Consider the following 21,669-nt stretch of genomic DNA (forward strand, 5'->3'; position numbering starts at 1 on the left):
ACTCATTGCGACAGGTCATAGCCGTTGATGGCCGTGGCCAGTTGCTCGATGCCATCGAACATGCGCAGGCTGGCCTGCATGGCCATGGCGTCGAGAATGATGATGCGGTTGTGTTTCACTGCGTCCATGTTGCGTGTCACCGGGTCGCTGCGCAGGAAGGCGAGTTTCTTTTCATAGTCGTCGGCGGGGAAGCGTCGGCGATCCATGCGCGCGATGACGAGGAAGGTCGGGTTGGCCTTGGCGATGGTTTCCCAGCCGACCGTTGGCCATTCTTCATCGGACTGCACGACGTTGCGCACGCCGAGGGTGCTGAGCATGAAATCGGGAATGCCTTTGTGCCCGGCCACGAATGGCTCGATGTCCATTTGCGCGCTGGAGAACCAGACCAGCGCACTGGCGTCCTTCAGCTGTTTGCCTTGCGCGGTGGCAATCGATTTGGCGAGGCTGGCCTTGAGTTGGTCGTTGAGCTGCTGGCCGCGCTCCTGCACATCGAAGATCTGCGCCAGTTGGCTCACGCTTTTGTAAATCGTGTCGATGCGGAACGGCGCCAGCCGCGTGCCATCGGCGCCGACGAGGTTGTCCTTGGCTTCGCAATCGGAAGGCAGCAGGTAGGTCGGAATCTTCAGCTCATGAAACTGCTCGCGGGTGCCGACCGCGCCTTGCGGGCCGACCATCCATTCCAGCTCCACGGCCACCAGTTCCGGGCGCTTGCCGATCACCGATTCGAAACTCGGTTCGTTATCGGCCAGGCGCTCGATCAGGTCGTTCTGTGCCTTGTACTTGTCCAGCACATTGTTGAACCACAGCGAGGTGCCGACGACTTCGTCGCTCAGGCCCATGGCGTAGAGCATTTCCGTGCCGGCCTGGCCGATGGTCACGGTGCGCGTCGGGGCGTGCTGGAAGGTCAGGGTGCTGCCGCAGTTTTTCACCGTCAGCGGATAGACAGTCGGTGCCGCCTGCGCCATGGCGCCAAGGGTCAGGCCGGTGATGAGGGTGGCGATGCGGGGCAGCAGCATGGGGCAGTCTCCGAGGGAACCGTACGGGGAGCGGGAGAGTACGGTCTGGAAACACACCATCGAACGCGGTCAGGAAAACAGCGCAAGGCCGGGCAGCCAACGAAGACGCGCACGGCACGATGTCCTTCCCGGACACCCCGCCGGTTAGTAGTCACTGTGCCGGCAGGTCTCCTGACTGATGCGTCATCGCCTGGCTCCGGCCTTCCCGGGATTCACCCAGTGGCAGTCGTGGAGCAGGCTCGGCACCTACAGTTGCGGGGGCAGTTCCGATCAATGCTGAGCAAGCACCTCGGATTCCCTATTAGTCCCGTTCGGGAACCGGCGGCGGCATGTTAGTCGATCGCGCCGTTTAAGGGGAGACGAATCTGTCGCGGCGAGGATTAGTGCTGGCTCATCAAACCGTGCAACACGCCCAGGCGCAGGCCCGGTTCGGAGGGCAGCATCTGCGCGATGCCGAACACTTTGAATGCCGCGAGCATCAACACCAGACCACCGGGCAGAATGCTCTGGCGATGAGGTTGCAGCCCGGCCAGTTTCAGTTGCTGGACGTTGTTCACCTTCAGCAGAAGCAACGACAGGCGCAGTAGCCCGCCGTAGGTGATGCCGTCCTGACCGTAGTCGTTGAGGCGATTGGCCTTGAGCACTTTGGCGAGCATGCGCGCGGTGCCGGAAGAGCCGATGGTTTGCTGCCAGCCCTGAGCGCGGTAGCGCCGGGCAACTTTTTCAAACTGCAGGATGGCGAAGCGTTCGGCTTCCTGCAGCGCAGCGGCGGACAGGTCGCCGCCGCGAAAAAAGCGTGTGCTCAAGGTGCCGCTACCGATGGCGATGCTTTCGGTGAGCAATGGTTGCGCGCCCTGGCCGAGGATCAATTCCGTGGAACCGCCGCCGATGTCGACCACCAGGCGCAGGTCTTCAGCGCTCGGCAAGGCATGGGTCACGCCGGCGTAGACCAGCCGCGCCTCTTCATGGCCGCAAATGACGTCGATGGGAAAGCCCAGATGCCGCTCGGCACTGGCCAGAAACAGTTGCGCGTTGTCCGCTTCACGCACCGCGCTGGTGGCCACCGCGCGAACGCGGCCGGCCTCGAAACCGCGCAGTTTCTTGCCGAACCGCGCCAACGCCTGCCAGCCGCGATCGAGCGCCAAGGCGTCCAGCGCGCCGCCATCAAAGCCTTCGGCAAGACGCACCGGTTCACGCAGGGTTTTCACTTCCTGAATCTGCAGGCCCTTTCGACTGCGCACCGACTGGCCGATCATCAGGCGAAAGGCATTCGAACCCAGGTCGATGGCGGCAAACAGCGAGGCGTCGTCTTTCATGGGAATCCTTGCAAAGCACCCGTCGGGAGGCGCGAGACGGTTTGCGAGAATTCTGCCGTGATCTTGATGACATCCTGATGACGGGGCAGCGGCGGTTCAATGAATGTGTGGCTGTCATGACACTGTCATTATCCGGCGTCTATGCTGAGGCCAATACATCGCGTGTTCTTAAAGTTTTTGCTGCCGAATTTGGCAGCTTTTTTTTGCCCAAAATTCAGCGAAATCCCTGTAGGAGCTGCCGAAGGCTGCGATCTTTTGACTTTGTTTTTGAGAGCAGGATCAAAAGATCGCAGCCTTCGGCAGCTCCTACAGGGGTAGTGGGGAGTTAGCAGGACTGAGGAGTTTCGCCTCGGGCCAGACGCGCATTGATGTGTTCGATTACCTCGGGCAACTCGGCGATGGTGTCGATCAGATAATGCGGACGCGAAGGCGCGAACATCTTGCCGATCCGCGCGCGTTCTTCCGCCAGTCGATCCAACGGCAACGCCTTGTATTGCTCATAGGTCAGGCCCAGTGCGTTGCCGGAGCAGGTCAACGCCACTGTCCACATGCCGGCGGCGCGCCCTTCGAGAATCCCCGGCCAGGTGTCGTCGACCTTGACGCAGGCCGCCACGTCATCGATGCCCAAAGCAATCACGTTAGCCAGCGCCTGCGCCGGATGCGGCCGGCCATTGGGGACTTCATCGGTGGCGACGACATGGTCGGCGATGTAGCCATTTTCCCGCGCCAGTTCGACAACTTTGGCCATCACCACCGCCGGATAACCGGAGCACGAACCGATTTTCAGACCCTTGTTGCGCAACGCCGCAATCGCCTCGAGCGCGCCGGGGATCAACGCCGAATGCAGGGCTATTTTCTCGATCTGCAACGGCATGAAGCGCTCGTAGATTGCCGTGACATCGTCGTCACTCGGCAAGCGATCAAACGCTGCACGATAGCGTTCAGCAATCTGCGGCAGGTTGCACAGCGTGCGAATGTGATCCCACTTGCCCATGCCCATCGGCCCGCGCGCTTCTTCCAGCGATACCTTGACGCCAAACTCGGCAAAGGCCTCGACGAAAATCTGCGTCGGCGCAAACGAGCCGAAATCGACAACGGTGCCGGCCCAGTCAAGGATCGCGGCTTGCAGGTGAGTCGGGTTTTTATACTGCATGGTCAAATCTCCGTTTTCGGGTAAGCGTGGGCCGTCCCTCGGCAATGAGGTAGGCGGTTTCAAGGGTCAATGCTGATCAGGTCAGCGGTGGATTCGAATCAAACAGTTCGGCAATCACCGGTCGGTTCCGGCGGATGCCGAGGCAGCACAGGTGGTATTCGATGAAAAACGGGTGATCGACAAAGGTGATCGGCGTGGTGCCCGGGGTTTCGGCGTACTCGACCGCCGAGACAAAACCGATGCCGATGCCTTTGACGATCGCGTGCACGATGGCTTCGCGACTGTTGAGTTGCATGACGCGGTTGAGGTCGATGTCGAGGCGCTTGCAGCTTTCTTCCACCAGTTGCCGGGTGCGCGCACTTTGCTCGCGCATCACCCATTTCTCGCGGCTGATTTCGCTGATGTTAACCTGCGCCTGACTGGCCCACGGATGATCATCGCGCACCACGGCGATGATTGGATAACGGTGATACAGCCGCGTGTGGAAGCGCTCATCGAATTCCGACAAGGCCAGGATCGCTACGTCGATATCAAAGTTGAACAACCGCGCCAGGGTGTCCTTTTCCGAAGAAAACGAAGTTTCCAGTTCGATATCCGGGTGGCGCTGCATCAGCTCATAGGTCAGGTTCATCGCAATCGGCGGCGACACCGCGCCGAGCCGCAGCATGCCGTTCTTGCGTTGCTTGAAACTCTGCAGCAGTTGCACCGCTTCGTCCTCCTGGCCGAACAAACCTTGAGTGATTGCGTAGAGCTTGTGCCCGGCGGAACTCATCTCGATGTAGCGCCCGCGCCGATGGAACAGCTCGACCGAGAAAGTTTTCTCCAGCGCGTTGACCTGCTCGCTGACGGTCGGCTGACCGACGCTGAGGTACTCTGCCGCGAGGGTGAAACTGCCGGTTTTCGCCACCGCATGAAACGAACGCAACCACTTGTGATACTGGTACATGCAAGCCCCATCAGCGTCGGATGAACAATGCCACGGCCGCGCTGCACAGGCAGGCGCTGGTGACCACTATGAAGATGAGAGACGTGTTTGCCGTGGTGTCAAGCAAACGACCGATCAAAGGCTCGGCGAGGCCGGCAAACAGATAGGACGAAAAGTTCATGATCCCGGTTGCGGTGCCGGCGCGTTTGGCACCGACCAGATCCGGACAAAGCGCCCAGAAACTCGAGGCCGGGCCGTAGACGAAGAAGCCGCAAAGGAACAACGCGACCAGGCCGATCACGCTGTGCGGCGGCAGGCTCCACATCCACAGACTGGTCGCGGCGCCGAGGAACATATAAAGCATGATTGCCAGATAGCGCTTGGAGCCGAACAGCTTGTCCGACACCCAGCCGTTGCTCAACGCGCCGACCGCCATGCCGACGGGGAGGGCGACGGTGATCCACTTCGGATCGATCATGCCGTCACCGCTTTTCCAGTCGGCGCCGAGAAAGTGCACCGGCACCCAGACGATCAAGCCGTAGCGCGCCGCGTTCTGAAAGCCCAGTGACAGCGCGGCGATCAGCAGGCGCGGATTCTTCAACACGGCTTTATAGCGTTGTGCCGAGGTCTCGACTTCGCCATGGGCGGCTTCCTGATGTTTGTCGTCAGCGTTGGCCACGCCAGTATCACCTACCGGTTCGAAGCCTAGATCCTGCGGCCGTTCGCGGGCAACCAGATAGAAAATGATCCCGCCGGCGAGCATCAGCAGCACCGGCAAACGGAATATCCAGCGCCATTCCAGTTGCAGCACTTCGAGCACGACGATAGAGGTGACGTACGACAGAATCGACGCGCAACCGGCGGCGAAGGTGTAGAAGCCATAGACCTTGCCGCGCTCGCCGGCCGCCCACCAATTGGCAATCAGTCGACCGCCCGGCGCCCAGCCCAAGGCCTGAAAGTAACCGTTGACGCCCCACGGCAGAATCAGGCTGGTGAAACCGCTGGCAAAACTGGTCACCCAGTTGGCACCGCAGGACAACACCGCACCCAGCGTCATGATGCGCCGGCCACCAAATTTATCGGCGAGGTTGCCGTTGATGGCCTGGCCAATGGCGTAGGCCCAGAGCATCGCCGCAGAGGCCCAGCCGAGGGTTTCCTTGCTCAAGCCAAATTCAGCCTGAATCCCCGGAATGGCAAAACCGAAGGTCTGCCGCCCGGTGTAGAAAAACAGGTAACAGAACATCGCCGCCAGCAGCATGCGCCACTGCGCGACCCGGAACGAGGCAGAACGTACGGCGAGACCAGGCATTGTTTCGGCACGATTCATGATCTTTTCCTTATTGTTGTCGGTTCCCGTCGGTTGTCGTCGGCGGGTGCACTCTTTTTCGGTGCGGCAGGAAATCACCACGGCTATGAGCCGTAGGCGGTGCTTGGTTGATCGGGCGGTGGCGGGCGTCAGGCAGCTTGCGAACCGATGAAATTCTTGCCGCGTGCGCCCTGCATCGCGAGGTGGATGATGTCTTCGGCGTCCTTGGCCGAGACGCCGTAATCGGCAAATTCGGTCTTCACCCCAAGGCTGTGCAGGAACTCGCGCAACTGCTGTTGTGCGCTGAGCAGATCATCGCCGAATACCCGTTGCAGGATGCGGTCACGGGTTGCGTCATGACCCCAGGCGAGGCCGAGCACCAACGGCAGGGTGAAGGAGCAGGCGATGCCGTGAGGCAAGCCATGGCGCAAGGTCATCTCATAAGAAATCGAGTGTGCCAGCGCGGTTTTGGTGTTGGAAAACGCCAGCCCGGCCTTGAGTGCGGCTAGTGCCATGCGCGTGCGCAACTCTTGGCTCGACAGGTCTTTCTGCAGATGCGGCAGGCATTCGAGAATGTCTTCAATCGCAGAAATGGCGAAAGTGTCGGAGACCGGGTTGGCGTTGACGTTCCAGATCGCTTCCAACGCATGGGACAGCGCATCGAGACCGGTGGAAACGGTCACGCCGGCCGGTACGGTGAGCATCAGTTGCGGGTCAATGATCGCCACCCGTGGCCAGGTGCAGTCTAGGTGCAGCGAATATTTCTTCTGGCTGGCGCTGTCCCAGATCGTCGCCCACGGGGTGACTTCGCTGCCGGTGCCGGCGGTGGTTGGTGCGGCGATCAGTTGTTTGCAACGGGCCGGGGTGAACGGTTTGCCGCTGGACAGCAGGCTCAACAGTTCATCGAAACGGCCGGATTCGGTGCCGACGATCAACGCCTTGGCGGTATCGATGGCGCTGCCGCCGCCCACGGCGAGGACCACGTCACAGTCGCCGGCGTGCTGCCAGAAGTGCTCGTAAGTGCTGCGCAGGTGGGCGACATCCGGGTTGGGCTGAACGTCTTCGAACACGTAGACCAGGCGCTCACCGAGCAAGGCTTGCAGGCGATCGACCAGCCCCAGGCCACGGGCCTCAGGGAAGGTGACGAGGGCCACGGTTTGCTGTTCGGTGAGGGCGGTGAGGTCTTGCAGGCTGCCCCAGCCGAAACGGGTATCGACGGGGTTCTGGAAGCGGGCAGTCATGGTGGATCCTTATTGTTGTTGTCGTGTGGCGCCATACTCAGCGCCCGTCGACAACGGCTCAAATCGATAATTCGCAGGTTTGAATCGGCTCAGCCGATAGCCGCTCGACGTCAGTGTGCCGAACCGCTCTGGATCGCCGCGCGCAGGCGACTGGAGATGGCGTCTGCGACGATCACCATGAAGGTGATGACGATGATGCAAGTCGCGGTTTCCTGGTATTTGAACAACTTCAGGTTGCTCACCAGTTCGAAACCCAAGCCGCCGGCGCCGACCATTCCCAGCACCGTGGCCGAGCGCAGATTGACCTCGAAGCGATAGAGAATCACGGCAATCCACGCCGTGATGACCTGTGGCAGGACGCCAAACACGATGACCTGCAACGGTCGCGCCCCGGTCGCTTGCAGCGCTTCAATCGGGCCCTGGTCGATCTCTTCGATGCTCTCGGCGAAGAACTTGCCGAGCATGCCCAGGCCATGCAGCGCCAGCGCCAGGACACCGGGGAACGGCCCGAGCCCGACCGCCGAGACGAAAATCAGCGCGAGGATCAGTTCGTTGATGCTGCGGGTGAAATTCAGCGCCTGACGGGTGGCGTGAAACACCCAGCGATTGCGGCTCAGATTGCGCGCGGCGAGGAAGGACAGCGGAATCGCCAGCAACACGCCGAGCAGGGTGCCCCAAATGGCGATCTGCAAGGTTTCCACCGCTGGCGCGAGCAGACGCGGAAGAATGCTCAGATCCGGTGGGAAGGTGCGCGAAAGGAAATCACCGATCTGCGGCAATCCCGCTGCCAGTTCACCGAGGCTGAGCTGCGCGCCTTGGGCGCTCCAGTTCAGCGTCCACAGCACAATCAGGACGATGCCGGCAGTGGTCAGCCAGCCACGTGGGCCACGGGGCCGGTCGCCGACCCACTGATAGTTTTGCGATGACATGCTCAGGCCCTCGAGGCAGCGCGGTAGGACAGGGTGGGCGTCGGGATGTCGGCGGAGGAGTCCGCTAATTGCCCCGGATAGATTCGCGCCAGATCCGCTTCGGTCATGCTTGAAGCTTTGCCATCGAACACCAGATTGCCGTGAGCAAGGCCGACCACGCGGTCGCCAAACTCACGGGCGTATTCGACCTGATGCAGATTGCACAGCACGGTGATGCCCAGTTCGCGAGTGGCATCGCGCAGGTACTGCAACACCAGGCGCGCGGTTTTCGGGTCGAGGCTGGCGATCGGTTCATCGGCCAGAATCACCTGCGGCCGTTGCGCCAGAGCGCGGGCAATGCCGACGCGCTGTTTTTGTCCGCCAGACAACGAATCGGTACGCTCACCAGCCTTGTGCGCCAGTTCGACGCGCTCCAGGCATTGCATCGCCAGCGCCACATCGTCACGGCGGAACAGTTGCAGAATGGAGGCGAGGGTGCCGACGGAACCGAGGCGACCGGTCAGCACATTCTTCAACACGCTCAGGCGTGGTACGACGTTGTGGTGCTGAAAAATCATCGCGACTTCACGGCGCAGGACGCTGGTGTCGGGGCAGGCGAGGGCGTCGATACCGGCGACGTTCAACGTGCCGCTGTCAGCTTGGGCCAAGCGGTTGATGCAACGCAGCAAGGTCGATTTGCCGGCGCCGGACTGACCGAGCACGACGACGAATTCGCCCGCAGCGACTTCAAGGTCGATGCCGCGCAACACCGGGTTGCTGCCGTAGTGTTTGGTCAGTTGGCGGATGCTGATCATTTCATGCTCCGCAAATCGAGATCGAGCACCTTGGCGGTTTCACGCACCACGTCATAGGACGCATCGGTGGTGGGCTGGAAGCCATTGAGCACGCCCTGATCACCCCACGGCACGTCCTTGATTGAAGCCAGCGCGTCGGCGATTTTCTTCTTCAACTCCGGGTCGAGTGCCTTGCGCCAGACCATCGGCGATTCGGGGATCGGCTTGGAACTCCAGACGATTTCAAAGTCATCCTGCTTGACCACACCTTTGGCCACGGCGCTGGCGAAGATGCGGTCGGCGACAGCGGCGGCATCGACTTTCTTGTTCTCGACCGCAAGGATGCTGGCGTCGTGGGACCCCGAAAATATCACTCGTTTGAACAGTGTATCCGGCGCAAATCCTGCCTGCTCCAGGCCTGCTTTCGGGAACAGATGACCGGAGGCCGAACTCGGGTCGACGAACGCGAATGTATGACCCTTGAGGTCGGCCAGCGTATGAATGCCGCTGTCCTTGCGCGCCAGAATCACGCTTTTGTACGCGCTCTGGCCGGTCTTCTTGGTCACCGCCACCGAGAACGCTTCGACATCCGCCACCGAGGTCGCCAGCACGTAGGAGAACGGCCCGAGATAGGCGACGTCGAGTTTGCCCGAGCGCAGCGCTTCGATGATGCCGTTGTAGTCGGTGGCCACGAACGGCACCACCGGCATGCCGATTTTGGCTTGCAGGTCGTCGAGTACCTGTTTGCTCGATTCGATCATTGCCTGGGAGTCTTCGGAGGGGATCAGGCCAATGGTCAGTTTGTCCTTGGCCCAGACCTGGCTGGCACTCAGGGCAAGTACGGCAAGGCTGGCGACACGCAGAAACTGTTTGATTGTTTTCATGGCATTCCACGGTGTGGTTGGGAGTTGCCACAGGCTAGGTCTGTCACGTGACAGTCATTCAATCAATTCAATATGCGAAACCGCAGCTAACTATTGATGGAGTCTATGGATGTCGAGCGCCAAATTGCGGGCCTTTCTCGCCGTTGCCCGTCACGGCAGTTTCAGTGCTGGTGCGCGGGCGTCGGGGCTCAGCCAACCGACGCTGACCACGCAAGTACAAGCCTTGGAACGCCAGCACAATGTTGAGCTGTTCCATCGGCGCGGGCGGCGGATCGAGCTTTCCGATGTAGGGCGGCAGTTGCTGCCTATCGCACAACGGCTTGCCTTGCTGGAGCTGGAGGCGCACAACCTGCTGCGCGATTCCGGGCGGCTCGACAGTGGCCAGCTCAAGGTTGGTGCGGTGGGGCCGTTTCATGTGATCGAGATGGTCGACAGCTATTTGCAACAGCATCCGAATATCGACGTGTCGATTCGCGTCGGCAACTCGGCGCAAGTGCTGTCGGATCTGGAAAACTATGTGACCGACATAGCCGTTCTAGCCGGGCGTCAGGATGATCCGGCGTTGTGCGCAGTGCGTTATGCGCGCCACGCGATCATCCTGTTTGCCCATCATGAGCATCCGCTGGCCAATCGCGGCAGCGTGCGGTTGGATGAATTGGAAGGGCAGCGGCTTCTACAACGTGAGCCCGGTTCCACCACGCGGCTGGTGCTGGAGCAGGCGCTGAATGCGGCGCAGGTGAAACCGCGCATCGCCATGGAAATCGGCAGTCGTGAGGCGTTGCGGGAAGCGGTGGTGCGTGGGTTGGGGCTGGGTGTGGTGTCGGAAGCGGAGTTCATTGCCGACCCGAACATCCGCACGATCAGAATCGATGGCGAAGAACTGTTTACCGAGACGTACCTGTACTGTTTGGCCGAGCGGCGTTCCAGTCGGCTCATTTCGTCGTTTTTTGATGCGGCGCTCGGCTGAGGGTTTGCAATCTTCAGCGAGGCTTGGCTAATATACGATCCATATACACATCGTATCGGATTCATATATGGGCATCGTAAAGATTTCAGAGGACATGCACGAGAACCTGCGGATCTCCAGCAACGCCCTCAGCCGCTCGATCAACGCGCAGGCCGAGCACTGGATGCGCATCGGCATGCTCGCCGAACTGCACCCCAACCTCGACCACAGCGCCATTTGCCGCTTGCTGATCCGCGCCGAACAGAATGGCGGGCTGGATCTGCAACAACTGACTCAGGAAGCCGTCAGCGCATGAGAAACCAGATCAAGATCAACACCCCTGCCGACATCGCGCAATCGCGCGCCGCCGGCAAACTCGCGGCTGAAGTGCTGGCGATGTTGGTGCCGCACGTCAAGGCCGGCGTCACCACTGATCAGCTCGATCAACTGTGCAACGACTACATCGTCAATGTGCAAAAAGCAGTGCCGGCCAACGTCGGTTATCACGGCTTTCCGAAAACCGTCTGCGCCTCGGTCAATGATGTGGTCTGTCACGGCATTCCGTCGGGCACGCCGTTGAAGGATGGCGATATCGTCAATCTCGATATCGCGGTGATCAAGGACGGCTGGTTCGGCGACACCAGCCGCATGTACGTGGTCGGTGAGGCTACGCCTGAGGCGCAGCATCTGATCAAGACTACCTATGACGCCATGTGCGCGGGGATTCGCGTGGTCAAGCCGGGCGCCACCTTGGGCGATATCGGCCACGCGATCCAGACGTTGGCGGAAAAGGAAGGCTTCAGCGTCGTGCGTGAGTATTGCGGGCACGGGATCGGCAAGGTCTATCACGATGAACCGCAAATCCTGCATTACGGCTTTCCCAATCAAGGCATGAAGTTGAAGGCGGGGATGATTTTTACCGTGGAGCCGATGCTCAATGCCGGTAAACGTCATGTGAAGAACATGCCCGATGGCTGGACGGTGCTGACCAAGGATGGCTCGTTGTCGGCGCAGTGGGAGCATATGGTGGCGGTGACGGAGACCGGCTTTGAAATTCTCACCGCCTGGCCGGATCAGATCGAAGGCTATTCCCCGATCACCTAAACACCATAAACCCCCTGTAGGAGCTGTCGAGTGAAACGAGGCTGCGATCTGTTGATCTTGTTTTTAACAGCAAGATCAACAGATCGCAGCCTGCGGCAGCTCCTACAAGTTATGTGGTGTGTGCAGGGGCGCTTTGCAGCCAATCAAGCACCTCATCCCACAACGGCTGTGCGCTTTCGCGGAAGTAACCCATGTGCCCGTAAGGTTTGCTGCCCAGTGGCGGCTGCAGATCCAGCAATGTCAGCGGTGCATTCACCATGGCTTTGACAAACGCATCGCGCGAACGCGGTGGCGCCCACGGATCATCGACCGACGTGGCGAAAACGCATGGCGTTGTGACCTCGGCGTAGAGCGCATGCAGATGGCTCATCTGGGGGTCGTCGAAGTAGTAGTGGGGGAATTTGCACCAGCGTTTCCAGTCGTTGTAAACGCCCAGCGGCAAATCATCGCCCATGCCCAGCATGCTCCAGGCCATGTAGCCTTTGCGGGCGACAATCACCGGCAGCACAAACGTCCACATCAGACGGATTTTCCAGGCCTCGGTTCGGGACATCCAGCCGCTCCACCCCGCGCCACTGCCCAGGGTGTAGCAAGCTGTCAGGGCGGGGTGATTGGGCAACAGACCAATCGCGTGACCACCAAACGAATGGCCGACCCAATACAACGGCAACGCTTCCTGGCTTAGCAGATCCACTGCCGCCGCCAGATCCTGATAAGCCCAATCCAGATAAGACATCTCAAAGCCTTTGAGGGAAGCCGGCTTCGATTCACCGATGCCCCGGTAATCGAGGGTCAGGACATTGAAGCCCTGACGCGCTGCATGCTCGGCAAAGCGCCGATAAAAACGCTGTTGCACCCCGGTGGCGCCGGCCATGATCAGGTTGCCTTTGACCGCGCCCGGCGCGCTGTAGCGCTTGGCTGACAACGGATAACCATCGCGGGCAATGAGGGCGATGTCCTGTCTCTGGATCGATTCGGTGAAGGCTGCGGCCATGGTGTTCATGAAATTGTTCCGAGTGAGTTGAGCAAAGCCTTCAGCGACCTTTGAACTGCGGTTCGCGCTTTTGCATCATCGCCATGACGCCTTCGCGGACATCCTCGGTTTTGATCAGGGCCAGCAGTTGTTCATCAAGCTTCGACAGTGCCGCATCGTCACCCTGATCCTGCGCCAGAAACGCCGATTGCAGCGTCGCCTGAATCGCCAGAGGCGCAGCCTTGGCAATGCGTTCGGCGTACTCGATGGCGCGTGCCAGAGTCTGGCCGGGTGCGACCACTTCGGTCAGCAGGCGCATGTGCAGGGCGGCAGTGGCATCGAACTCTTCCCCCGTGAGCATGTAGCGCATGGCGGCGGTCCAGCCCGCTGCGCGGGTGAAGCGCACGGTGGAACCGCCGGCGGGTGAGATCCCGCGCAACACTTCCAGATGAGCGAAACGGGCATTGGTGGCGGCAATGCTGATGTCGGCGTTGAGCATCAATTCGATGCCCGCCGTCCAGCAAATGCCTTCAATGGCAACCACCACCGGTTTACGCCTGCGCGGTTTGGAAACGCCCCATGGGTCGATGCCTTCTTCAGGATACTTGAAGGCGCCTGACACCAGTTTTGGCGTCAGTTCCATCAAGTCCAGACCCGCAGTGAAGTGCTCGCCATGGGCGAACAGCACGGCGCAGCGCAGTTCGTCATTGCGCTCATACTCGCCGATGGCCAATGCCAGGTCCGTCAGCATTGCACTGTCGAATGCGTTGCGTTTGCCGGCGCGATCCAGACCGATCAAAAACAACTGACCGCGTTGTTCGCGGGTGACTCGGCCGGGGCCACTGTTGGCTTCGTTCATCTCTGCTCTCCCTGATTTTTTGTCGGCGGCCAGTTACTGACCATCCGTTCGGTAAATAGAAACTAAACGAACAGTTGGTAACCGTCAAATTGAGAAGGGCAGGCTTATGTCATAGAATCACCGCCAGTTATCCGGATCAGGAAATACTCGTGCGACCGTTGAAAATCCCCCGTGAAGAGCTGCTTCTGCGGTGCGCCAATACCTTCAAGCGCCTTGGCTATCATGGCACCACCATGGACGTGCTTGCGTCCGCTTGCGGCTTTACCAAGGCTTCGTTCTATCACCACTATCCGAACAAGGAGGCCTTGCTGCGTGACGTGCTCGACTGGACGCATCAGGTCATCAACCAGACCTTGTTTGCCGTGGCCTTCGACGAAAAACTCACGCCACAAGAACGCCTGAGCAAAATGGGCCGCAAGGCTGCGCGGCTGTTTCAGGATGACTCGATTGGTTGCCTGATGGGCGTGGTGGCGGTCGATGCGGCGTACGGTAAAAGTGAATTGCTGGAGCCGATTCGCGGTTTTTTCGATGCATGGGCCAAGGCGTTTGCGCATTTGCTGGAAGGTCAGGTCGATGAGGGACAAGCCTTGCTGACCGCTCGACAATGGGTGGCGGATTACGAGGGGGCGATTCTGCTGGCGCGGGTCTATGGTGACGCGGCTTACATTGATGCGGTGACGCGTCGGGCGCTGGAACATTTGAGTGCCTGTCAGGCACCGACATAAGGCTTACCCGCTGGGTGTTGTGTCCTCGACAGTTGTCAGTCACGACACACACTGATTTCTTATCCAATCAGGGAGCAACACGATGAGTGTAATCACCCCGGCCGTGATGGCCGATCTCGCGCCCGACGGCGTGCTGCATGCCGCCATCAACTTCGGTAACCCGGTGCTGGCGCAGCGCAGAGCAGATGGTGCGCCGCAAGGTGTTTCGGTGGCTTTGGCGATCGCGCTGGCTGCCGAGCTGGGTGTCGAACTGGAGATGCGCACCTTTGATGCGGCGGGCAAGGTCTTCGCGGCGTTGGAAGAGGGCGTATGGAATCTGGCATTCCTCGCCATCGAGCCGGTGCGTGAGGCGCAGATTGCGTTCAGCGAGCCGTACGTGATCATTGAAGGGACTTATCTGGTCGAGGCGCAGGCCTCGTATCGCAACGTCGAGGATCTCGATCAGCCAGGATTGCGACTGGCCGTTGGCAAAGGCGCAGCCTACGACCTGTTCCTCAGTCGCACGCTGCAGCACGCACAATTGGAGCGTGCCGAAACCTCGGCGGGTGCCGTTGACCTGTTTATCGAGCAACACCTGGATGCCGCCGCCGGTGTCCGTCAGCCATTGCAGAAAGTCGCGGATGCCGACGCGCGTTACCGCGTGCTGGACGGCGCGTTCACGGCGATTCGCCAGGCCATGGCGGTGCCCCGTGGGCGGGAGGCAGGCGCAGCGTATGTGCGGGCGTTCGTCGAGCGCAAGAAGGCTGAAGGGTTTGTCGCTGCAGCGCTGGCCGAGAGTGGGCAGGGCGATGTGACGGTCGCGCCTTGAGAGCAAAAAAAAGAGCCACCGCAGCCCTGAGGGGCAAACACGGTTCAATTGTAGGAGTGAGCCTGCTCGCGATAGCCTCTATGCGAGCAAGCCCGCTCCCACATTTGCAATGCATTCCTGTAGGAGCTGTCGAGTGAAACGAGGCTGCGATCTGTTGATCTTGTTTTTAACGGCAAGATCAAAAGATCGCAGCCTGCGGCAGCTCCTACAGGGGGTTTCAGTGGGAGCCGGCGGCTTTGTTGAGGTCGCTTTCGGTCCATTCGGTGTAGACGCAAGCATCAGCGGTGGCCCAGCGCACTTGCACCGGATCGCCAGCCTTGAGCGGCATGCCGGCGGCTGACAGTGCTTTAACCGTCATTGAGGTGCCGCCCGAGGTGACTACGCTGCACGTCTGGCTCTCACCCAGAAACAACACTTCCACAACCTTCGCTGATACCTCATTCCAACCCGACGGCAGCGGTTCGCTGATTGCTTGCGCCACGCTCAACGCCAGTGCCTTTTCCGGCCGCACCATCAGCAAAACATCCTGATCGGTGTGCAACCCAGCGGTCAGGCGAATCGACAATGACTGTCCTTCAAACGAAGCCGCCGCATTGCCTTGAGCCTTGAGTTTGAGGAAGTTCGAGTTGCCCAGAAACGACGCGACAAACGCATTCGGCGGATTCTGATAAAGGTCGTAACCGCTACCCAGACCGACAATCTTGCCGTGACTGAAAATGGCGATGCGTTGCGACAAGCGCATGGCTTCTTCCTGGTCGTGGGTCACGTAAACAATGGTGATGCCCAGACGGCGATGCAGTTGGCGCAGTTCGTCTTGCAAATCCTCGCGCAGTTTTTTATCCAGCGCACCGAGCGGTTCGTCCATCAGCAAAATGCGTGGTTCGTAGACCAAGGCGCGGGCGATGGCGACACGTTGTTGCTGGCCGCCAGAAAGTTGCGAAGGGCGGCGATGGGCGAATTGCTCAAGCTGCACCAGTTTCAACATCGCATCGACGCGTTTGTCGCGCTCAGCCGCCGCGAGTTTGCGAATCGCCAAAGGAAAAGCAATGTTGTCGCGCACCGACAGATGCGGGAACAGCGAATAGCGCTGGAACACCATGCCGATATCGCGCTTGTGCGGCGGCACATTCACCAGCGACTGACCGTTGACGAGGATCTCGCCGCTGCTCGGCGTTTCAAACCCGGCGAGCATCGACAACGTCGTACTTTTGCCCGAGCCGCTGGAGCCGAGGAAGGTCAGGAATTCACCGTCCTTGATGTCCAGCGAGATGTTGTCGACGGCGGCAAAGTCGCCGTAGTGTTTGTTCAGGTTGCGCAGGCTGACCAGGGGTTTGTCGTTCTGCTGGGAAGCGTCTTTGATCACGGCACTCATGTCGTACTCCTGGGCGCTCAGGCGCTGATTTCGTTGCGCCGGCGCAATGCGGCGGCGATCACCATGACCAAAACAGACAAGCCGATCAGCAACGTCGAAGCGACGGCGATCACCGGTGTCAGGTCCTGGCGCAGGGTGGTCCACATTTTCACGGGAAGGGTTTGCAGGGTCGGGCTGGCCATCATTACGCTGAGCACCACTTCGTCCCACGAAACGAGGAAGGCGAAGAGGGCGCCGGCAACCATGCCCGGGCGGATCGCCGGGAACGTCACCTTGAACACCGCTTGCAGGCGTGAGGCACCGCAGATAACCGCGGCGTCCTCAATCGACTGATCGAACAGCTTCAGCGAGTTGATGATCGAGATGATGGTAAACGGCAGCGCTACGATCACATGGCTGACGACGAAGGCGAACATCGTCCCCGTGTAACCGAGCTTGAGGAACAGCGCGTACACCGCCACGGCGATGATCACCAGTGGCACGATCATCGGCAGGGTGAACAGACCGTAGAGCATTTCCCGCCCAGGAAAGCGTCCGCGCACCAGCGCAAATGCAGTCGGCAAACCGAGGGCCACGGCGCAAATCGTCGTGAGGACAGCAACTTTGAGGCTCGCTGCTGCAGCGTTCATCCAGTCAGGGTTGGAGAAGAACTGGCCGTACCATTTCAGCGTCCAGCCCGGCGGTGGGAATACCAGCCACTGTGAAGAGCCGAACGACAGCAGCACGATGAATACGATCGGCAACAGCAGGAACAGACCGATCAGCCCTGTGGTGGCGTAGAGACCGAAGCGCATGCGTCGGCTCATCGCATTGGGGGTCAGGAGCATGTCGGCTTACCTCGCGTTACTGGCGCCAACCGGGGATTCCGGCTGAAGCTTCAGGTAGAAGTAGAACAGCACCAGAGTGATCGCGATCAGCAACGCGGCGCCGGCACTGGCCAGGCCCCAGTTGAGGAACGATTGCACCTGCTGAATGATGAACTCCGGCAGCATCATGTTCTGCGCCCCGCCGAGCAGCGCCGGGGTGACGTAGTAACCGAGCGACATCACGAACACCATCAAACCACCGGAGGCCAGACCCGGCCGGCACAGCGGCAGGAACACCCGGAAGAAGTTGGTCCACGGACTGGCGCCGCAGATCGAACCGGCCTGCAGAATCATCGGGTCGATGGCCTGCATGGTCGCCTGCAACGGCAGCACGATGAACGGGATCATGATGTAGCTCATGCCGATCACCACACCGGTGAGGTTGTGGACCATTTCCAGTGGCTGATCGATGATGCCCATCGCCATCAGAGCCTTGTTGATCACGCCGGACGCTTGCAGCAGCACCAGCCACGAATAGGTGCGGGCGAGCAGACTGGTCCACATCGACAGCAGCACGATGTTGAGGATCCAGCGCCCCCAGCCACGCGGCACCAAGGTGATCGCCCAGGCCAGCGGAAAGCCCAGCAGCAGGCTGAACAGCGTCACCAGCCCGGCCACCGAAAAGGTGTTGAGCAGCACCCGGGCATACGCCGAGTTGGCGAACAACTGTTCATAGTTGCCAAGGCCCGGGGTCGGTTCGAGCACGCCGCGCAACAGCAGGCCAATCAACGGCGCGAGAAAGAACAGGCCGATGAACAGCAGCGCTGGCGCGAGGTTGCCGGCGCCGCGCCAGCGTTGTCTGAGGGTCGGGGCTTGCTGCATCGCAACCGCCTGTGTTCCGTGGGCCGAACCGGCAGCGCTGGTCGCGCTCCCGGTGGCAGTAGAGGGACGGGACGCGGTGGCCGCCATTTTCATTTGACCAGCCATTCGTTCCACCGTGTCGCGATGGCCTGGCCGTTCTTGGCCCAGTACGCGAAATCAAGAGTGATCTGATCCTTAGCGTAGGCAGTCGGCAGGTTGGGGGCCAGCGTCGAATCCAGACGCTCCACACTGTCGAGGTTGACCGGGGCGTAGGCGGTCAGGTTGGAGAAGTCGGCCTGGCCTTTGGCGCTGCTGGCGCTGGCCAGAAACTTCATCGCCGCGTCCTTGTTTTTCGAGCCCTTTGGGATCACCAGAATGTCGGCCATGACCAGGTTCTGTTTCCAGCTCACGCCGACCGGCGCGCCGTCTTCTTGCAGGGCGTGAATGCGACCGTTCCAGAACTGGCCCATGCTCGCTTCACCGGACGCCAGCAGTTGCTGCGACTGCGCGCCGCCGCCCCACCAGACGATGTCTTTCTTGATCGTGTCGAGTTTTTTGAAAGCACGATCCAGATCCAGCGGGTAGAGCTTGTCGGCCGCTACGCCATCGGCCAGCAGCGCCAGTTCGAGCACGCCGGGGCTTGGCCATTTGTACAGGGCGCGTTTGCCGGGGTAGGTCTTGGTGTCGAACAGGGCGCTCCAGTCCTGCGGCTTGTTGGCGCCGAGCTTGCCCTCGTTGTAGCCGAGGACGAAGGAGAAGAAGAACGAGCCGACGCCGTAATCGCTGACGAAACGCGGGTCGATCTTGTCGCGTTGAATGACTTTGAAATCGAGAGGTTCGAGCAGGCCTTCAGCGGCGGCGCGCAGGGCGAAGTCGGCTTCGACATCGACCACGTCCCATTGCACGTTACCGCTCTCGACCATGGCTTTGAGTTTGCCGTAGTCGGTCGGGCCGTCCTGCACGACGGTGATGCCGCTGGCCTTGCTGAACGGATCGGCCCAGGCCTGTTTCTGCGCGTCCTGGGTGCTTCCGCCCCAGCTGACGAAGTTCACGCTGTCGGCCGCCATTGCAGCCTGGCCGGTGACGCTGAGCAGTCCCGCAAAAAAGATCGCGGTTGCAGCTTTGTTCAACACCATGTTCACGCCCTCATTGTTGTGTTTTTGAGCGGGCTTGCGTTGTTGCCCGCCTGTCGGGAGCAGTAGCTGGACGTTCGTCTGAGTGTCCGGTCTATGGAATATCATATTATGGTATTCCAAACATTGTGCAAGCACTTTGCCTTACCGGTTATCTGGCGGCTGGTGGTTTTTTCACTTGAGAAATGTGTAGAAATTCTAGATCCAGCCCCTCACCCCAGCCCTCTCCCAATGGGAGAGGGGGGAAAGGGAGCAGATCTTTGTGCTGTTCAAAAACGAGTACGACTCGATATTTCAGGTCGGCGTATAGCGACTAAACACCTCGGTCAGCTCCCTCTCCCTCCGGGAGAGGGCTGGGGTGAGGGCAGCTTCACTCGGTAAACGGAATACTCTCAACCACCTCCAGGTCATACCCCGTCAACCCCGCATACTTCAACGGCGGCCCAAGATGCCGCAGCTTGCCAACCCCAAGGTTCTGCAAAATCTGCGCCCCAGTCCCCACCTCCGAATAAATCCGCGATTGCGAACGGCTGAACTGCCGTGGCGGCTGGGTCAGTTGCGGCACCCGCTCCAGCAACGCCTGCGAAGACTCATGATTAGCCAACACCACGACAACCCCATTCCCCTCAGCCGCGACCCGTTGCAACGCCGCCCACAGCGTCCAGTTCGTCGGCCCGCTGTACTCGGCGCCGACCAGATCACGCAGCGGATCAATCACATGCACGCGCACCAGCGTCGGCTCTTCGCGGCGCAGATCGCCCATGACCATCGCCATGTGCACGCCGCCCTCGATGCGATCCTCAAAGGTGATCAGGCGGAAGGTGCCATGCACCGTCGGCAGCTCACGTTCGCCAATGCGTTCGATGGTGTGTTCAGTACTCAGGCGATAGTGAATCAGGTCGGCGATGGTGCCGATCTTGATCCCGTGCTTGCGCGCAAACACTTCCAGATCCGGGCGACGGGCCATGGTGCCGTCATCGTTCATCACCTCGACAATCACCGAGGCTGGGGTGAACCCGGCCAGACGCGCCAGATCGCAACCCGCTTCGGTATGGCCGGCGCGGGTCAGCACGCCACCTTCCTTGGCGCGTAGCGGAAAGATGTGCCCCGGCTGCACCAGGTCTTCAGCGCGAGCATTCGGCGCGACGGCGGCGGCAACCGTGCAGGCGCGATCCGCCGCGGAGATGCCGGTGGTCACGCCAACCGCCGCTTCGATCGACACGGTAAACGCGGTGCTGAACACGCTGCCGTTGGCCGGGACCATTTGCTCAAGGCCCAGACGCTGGCAATGTTCGTCGGTCAGGGTCAGGCAAATCAGTCCACGCGCCTCTCGGGCCATAAAGCTGATCGCCTCAGGCGTACAACGGTCGGCGGCCAGCAACAGGTCGCCTTCGTTTTCGCGGTCTTCGTCATCGACCAGCAAAACCATTTTGCCGAGACGATAATCTTCGATGATTTCTTCGATGCTGTTGAAGGCCATGCTGGACTCTCAGGGTTCGTTGGAAATATATTGGTATACCATAATACAAAATCAACAAAGAGGTCACTATGAAGGCTTACTGGATTGCTCATGTGGATATAGCCGATACCGATCACTACAGCCAATACACCCAGCGCGCGCCGGCAGCCTTCGCTGAGTTTGGCGCGAAGTTTCTGGCCAGAGGCGGGCGTAGTGAGGCGATGGAAGGGCGCAAGACGCCGCAGCGCAGCGTGGTGATCGAGTTCGAGAGCTACGAAAAAGCCGTGGCGTGCTACCACTCGGCGGCGTACCAGGAAGCGAAAAGTTATCGCGAAGAATGGGCGAGGGCGGAAATCATCATCGTCGAAGGCATCGCCCCGCTTTAAGACTCACCGTGAATCCCCTGTAGGAGCTGCCGAAGGCTGCGATCCTTTGATCTTGCTCCTAAAAACAAGATCAAAAGATCGCAGCCTTCGGCAGCTCCTACAGGGATTTTGGGGTGTCAGAGGGATGTGATCAGCGGATGAAGTGAATCTTGCCGCTGTCGTCATTGCCCATGTAGATCCCATACACCCCAGCCTGGCGCTCTTCGATATAGCGCTCGAGAATCTGCCGGATCGCCGGGTAATAGATCTGTTCCCACGGAATCTCTTCCGGTGCGAAGAACTTGTAATCCATGGTCTCAGGCCCGTACTGCCCGGTGATCTCCAGCGCGATCGCGCGGAAGATGATGTACACCTCGCTGATCTTCGGCACGCTGAAAATCGAGTACGGCGAGACGATTTCCGCTCGCACGCCGCTTTCTTCCCAGACTTCGCGAATCGCCGCTTGCTCGGTGGTTTCGCCGCTTTCCATGAAACCGGCGGGCAGCGTCCAGGTGCCCGGACGCGGTGGGATCGCCCGTTGGCACAGCAGGTATTTGCCGTCCTGCTCGATGATGCAGCCCGCAATGATCTTCGGATTGACGTAATGGATGTAGCCGCAGCCGCGACACATCAGGCGCTCGTGCGTATCGCCCGCCGGTATCTGCTGACCGAGGTCAGGGCCACCGCATTTCGGGCAATAGCTCGGGCTGAACAT

General features: G+C 60.2%; 23 protein-coding genes and 1 riboswitch. Of the genes, 6 read left to right on the forward strand and 17 right to left on the reverse strand.

Annotated features, from left to right (window positions below; translation table 11 throughout):
- Window positions 1-2: 2 nt before the first annotated feature.
- The 9 genes from U6037_RS11885 to phnD all read right to left on the reverse strand — a co-directional run bounded on the left by U6037_RS11885 (window position 3) and on the right by phnD (window position 9,543).
- On the reverse strand, window positions 3-1,016 hold the full coding sequence (locus tag U6037_RS11885; RefSeq protein ID WP_322846882.1) for an ABC transporter substrate-binding protein: 1,014 nt from the start codon (window positions 1,014-1,016) through the stop codon (window positions 3-5).
- 143 nt (window positions 1,017-1,159) lie between these two features.
- A riboswitch (cobalamin riboswitch) is annotated at window positions 1,160-1,354 on the reverse strand.
- A 42-nt stretch (window positions 1,355-1,396) separates the two neighbouring features.
- Window positions 1,397-2,332, reverse strand: coding sequence for a Ppx/GppA family phosphatase (locus U6037_RS11890; RefSeq protein WP_322846883.1), 936 nt, complete (start codon window positions 2,330-2,332; stop codon window positions 1,397-1,399).
- A gap of 325 nt (window positions 2,333-2,657) precedes the next feature.
- Window positions 2,658-3,485 (reverse strand): phosphonoacetaldehyde hydrolase, encoded by an 828-nt coding sequence (phnX, locus tag U6037_RS11895; protein WP_322846884.1) that lies wholly within the window; start codon window positions 3,483-3,485, stop codon window positions 2,658-2,660.
- A gap of 76 nt (window positions 3,486-3,561) precedes the next feature.
- The gene (locus tag U6037_RS11900) at window positions 3,562-4,431 is read right to left on the reverse strand and encodes a LysR substrate-binding domain-containing protein (RefSeq protein WP_322846885.1); all 870 of its coding nucleotides are present in this window, start codon (window positions 4,429-4,431) and stop codon (window positions 3,562-3,564) included.
- Between the two features lie 10 nt (window positions 4,432-4,441).
- On the reverse strand, window positions 4,442-5,737 hold the full coding sequence (locus tag U6037_RS11905) for an MFS transporter (RefSeq protein ID WP_322846886.1): 1,296 nt from the start codon (window positions 5,735-5,737) through the stop codon (window positions 4,442-4,444).
- Between the two features lie 128 nt (window positions 5,738-5,865).
- Entirely contained in the window at window positions 5,866-6,957 is a 1,092-nt protein-coding gene (psrA, locus tag U6037_RS11910; RefSeq protein ID WP_322846887.1) for an iron-containing alcohol dehydrogenase PsrA, read from the reverse strand.
- A 110-nt stretch (window positions 6,958-7,067) separates the two neighbouring features.
- Window positions 7,068-7,886 carry a phosphonate ABC transporter, permease protein PhnE gene (gene phnE / locus U6037_RS11915; protein ID WP_322846888.1) on the reverse strand — a complete coding sequence of 273 codons (819 nt, stop codon included), beginning with the start codon at window positions 7,884-7,886 and terminating at the stop codon, window positions 7,068-7,070.
- Between the two features lie 2 nt (window positions 7,887-7,888).
- Window positions 7,889-8,680 carry a phosphonate ABC transporter ATP-binding protein gene (gene phnC, locus U6037_RS11920; RefSeq protein WP_016987107.1) on the reverse strand — a complete coding sequence of 264 codons (792 nt, stop codon included), beginning with the start codon at window positions 8,678-8,680 and terminating at the stop codon, window positions 7,889-7,891.
- Complete coding sequence (gene phnD, locus U6037_RS11925; RefSeq protein ID WP_322846889.1) at window positions 8,677-9,543, reverse strand: phosphonate ABC transporter substrate-binding protein; 867 nt, start codon at window positions 9,541-9,543, stop codon at window positions 8,677-8,679. The genes phnC and phnD overlap by 4 nt, the downstream gene beginning before the upstream one ends.
- Window positions 9,544-9,652: 109 nt before the next feature.
- On the opposite strand from phnD, the gene U6037_RS11930 reads away from it, so the two are divergent.
- The 3 genes from U6037_RS11930 (at window position 9,653) to map (ending at window position 11,593) form a co-directional block, all read left to right on the forward strand.
- Entirely contained in the window at window positions 9,653-10,510 is an 858-nt protein-coding gene (locus U6037_RS11930) for a LysR substrate-binding domain-containing protein (protein WP_322846890.1), read from the forward strand.
- A gap of 67 nt (window positions 10,511-10,577) precedes the next feature.
- Window positions 10,578-10,805, forward strand: a complete 228-nt coding sequence (locus U6037_RS11935; RefSeq protein ID WP_007918027.1) for a ParD-like family protein — start codon at window positions 10,578-10,580, stop codon at window positions 10,803-10,805.
- Window positions 10,802-11,593: a type I methionyl aminopeptidase gene (map, locus tag U6037_RS11940; RefSeq protein ID WP_322846891.1), complete on the forward strand. Its 792-nt coding sequence runs from the start codon at window positions 10,802-10,804 to the stop codon at window positions 11,591-11,593. The genes U6037_RS11935 and map overlap by 4 nt, the downstream gene beginning before the upstream one ends.
- 109 nt (window positions 11,594-11,702) lie before the next feature.
- On the opposite strand, the gene U6037_RS11945 is transcribed toward map, so the two are convergent.
- Entirely contained in the window at window positions 11,703-12,596 is an 894-nt protein-coding gene (locus U6037_RS11945) for an alpha/beta fold hydrolase (RefSeq protein WP_322846892.1), read from the reverse strand.
- Between the two features lie 31 nt (window positions 12,597-12,627).
- A complete protein-coding gene (locus U6037_RS11950) occupies window positions 12,628-13,425 on the reverse strand; it encodes a crotonase/enoyl-CoA hydratase family protein (RefSeq protein ID WP_095111468.1) in 798 nt (265 codons plus the stop codon).
- A 149-nt stretch (window positions 13,426-13,574) separates the two neighbouring features.
- On the opposite strand from U6037_RS11950, the gene U6037_RS11955 reads away from it, so the two are divergent.
- Window positions 13,575-14,150, forward strand: a complete 576-nt coding sequence (locus tag U6037_RS11955) for a TetR/AcrR family transcriptional regulator (RefSeq protein ID WP_008088096.1) — start codon at window positions 13,575-13,577, stop codon at window positions 14,148-14,150.
- A gap of 82 nt (window positions 14,151-14,232) precedes the next feature.
- A complete protein-coding gene (locus U6037_RS11960; RefSeq protein WP_122660897.1) occupies window positions 14,233-14,958 on the forward strand; it encodes a transporter substrate-binding domain-containing protein in 726 nt (241 codons plus the stop codon).
- Between the two features lie 217 nt (window positions 14,959-15,175).
- Here the strand turns inward: U6037_RS11960 and U6037_RS11965 are convergent, their stop codons facing one another.
- From U6037_RS11965 to ribBA, 5 genes are all read right to left on the reverse strand, one after another.
- On the reverse strand, window positions 15,176-16,330 hold the full coding sequence (locus tag U6037_RS11965) for an ABC transporter ATP-binding protein (protein WP_134173701.1): 1,155 nt from the start codon (window positions 16,328-16,330) through the stop codon (window positions 15,176-15,178).
- Between the two features lie 17 nt (window positions 16,331-16,347).
- On the reverse strand, window positions 16,348-17,157 hold the full coding sequence (locus tag U6037_RS11970) for an ABC transporter permease (RefSeq protein ID WP_007918021.1): 810 nt from the start codon (window positions 17,155-17,157) through the stop codon (window positions 16,348-16,350).
- Between the two features lie 6 nt (window positions 17,158-17,163).
- Window positions 17,164-18,111, reverse strand: a complete 948-nt coding sequence (locus tag U6037_RS11975) for an ABC transporter permease (protein ID WP_322847313.1) — start codon at window positions 18,109-18,111, stop codon at window positions 17,164-17,166.
- Complete coding sequence (locus U6037_RS11980) at window positions 18,108-19,133, reverse strand: ABC transporter substrate-binding protein (RefSeq protein WP_322846893.1); 1,026 nt, start codon at window positions 19,131-19,133, stop codon at window positions 18,108-18,110. The genes U6037_RS11975 and U6037_RS11980 overlap by 4 nt, the downstream gene beginning before the upstream one ends.
- Window positions 19,134-19,500: 367 nt before the next feature.
- A complete protein-coding gene (ribBA, locus tag U6037_RS11985; protein ID WP_322846894.1) occupies window positions 19,501-20,610 on the reverse strand; it encodes a bifunctional 3,4-dihydroxy-2-butanone-4-phosphate synthase/GTP cyclohydrolase II in 1,110 nt (369 codons plus the stop codon).
- A gap of 68 nt (window positions 20,611-20,678) precedes the next feature.
- Between ribBA and U6037_RS11990 the strand changes: the two genes are divergently transcribed.
- Window positions 20,679-20,975 (forward strand): DUF1330 domain-containing protein, encoded by a 297-nt coding sequence (locus U6037_RS11990; protein WP_322846895.1) that lies wholly within the window; start codon window positions 20,679-20,681, stop codon window positions 20,973-20,975.
- A gap of 130 nt (window positions 20,976-21,105) precedes the next feature.
- Here the strand turns inward: U6037_RS11990 and U6037_RS11995 are convergent, their stop codons facing one another.
- Complete coding sequence (locus U6037_RS11995; RefSeq protein ID WP_160039545.1) at window positions 21,106-21,669, reverse strand: NUDIX hydrolase; 564 nt, start codon at window positions 21,667-21,669, stop codon at window positions 21,106-21,108.

Origin of the sequence: Pseudomonas sp. B33.4 (assembly GCF_034555375.1) — a bacterium.
Lineage (GTDB): Bacteria > Pseudomonadota > Gammaproteobacteria > Pseudomonadales > Pseudomonadaceae > Aquipseudomonas.